The organism is Vibrio sp. 378 (genome assembly GCF_033339435.1).
The window spans coordinates 1-610 of the sequence record NZ_JAWOUO010000777.1; the positions used below are offsets into that span (position 1 = coordinate 1).

The 610-nt window shown below is 37.5% G+C and carries 1 protein-coding gene; it reads left to right on the top strand.

Going from position 1 to position 610, the window contains the following annotated elements:
- A partial coding sequence (locus tag R7Q48_RS28800) for an alpha/beta hydrolase-fold protein (protein ID WP_318133759.1) occupies positions 1 to 399 on the top strand: 399 nt, incomplete at its 5' end.
- Between the last annotated feature and the right edge of the window lie 211 nt (positions 400 to 610).

Sequence of the window (610 nt, forward strand, 5' to 3'; positions counted from 1 at the left end):
AGCATGGGCGGACACGGTGCGCTCACCATTGGCCTGAAGAATCCGACACTATACCGCTCGATTTCAGCATTTAGCCCAATCAGCAACCCAATGCAGTGTCCGTGGGGACAAAAAGCATTCACCGCATACTTGGGCACTGATATCGAAAGTTGGAAGCAATACGATGCAAATGAGCTTTTGAAGAAAGAAAAATCACCCTTACCAATTTTGGTTGATCAAGGCGATGCGGACGGTTTCTTGAGTGAGCAACTCAAACCGGAAGTCTTATTAGCCGCAGCAAAACAACACGGTTCAGAATTGAATCTGAGAATGCAATCTGGCTACGACCACAGTTATTACTTTATATCGAGCTTTATAGACAATCATTTAAACTTTCACGCAAAATATTTATTTGCGTAAATAACAATGAAAATAACTTGATGATATATAAAAATAAAGTCACCAAATTAGGTGGCTTTATTGTATGACGTATTTAATAAATAAGTGCAATTATTCCAATAAAATCCACCGTACACCAAACATGTTGAGCTCATTATTTAAATCTTAAATTCAATGTTAATTCTGAGCTAGAGTTCATTAAGTGAGAATGGTATGGATTTTCATTGAAATT